Below are 264 nucleotides of genomic sequence, written 5' to 3' on the forward strand. Positions count from 1 at the left end.
ATTTAGTCTATGGCCAAAATGATGCGTTCTACTCTAAATGGATGCACAGCGCTAAAACTTCATTAGGTGCATTTTGCTCTGGTGGCACGGTTGCAAACATTACTGCGCTTTGGATTGCTCGAAATCGTTTGTTAAAAGCCGATGGTGAATTTACCGGTATTGCAGCCCAAGGGCTAGTGGCTGGTATGCTGCATTATGGATACAAAGGCTTAGCGGTATTAATTTCAGAACGTGGTCATTATTCATTAGGGAAATCGGTTGATT

The 264-nt window shown here is 42.4% G+C and carries 1 pseudogene; it reads left to right on the plus strand.

From position 1 onward, the window contains the following. Positions 1–264 (plus strand): annotated as a pseudogene (locus R2R70_RS20860) (putative pyridoxal-dependent aspartate 1-decarboxylase); the annotation flags it as partial.

Source organism: Cobetia sp. SIMBA_158 (assembly GCF_046566945.1).
Classification (GTDB): Bacteria; Pseudomonadota; Gammaproteobacteria; order Pseudomonadales; family Halomonadaceae; genus Cobetia; species Cobetia amphilecti.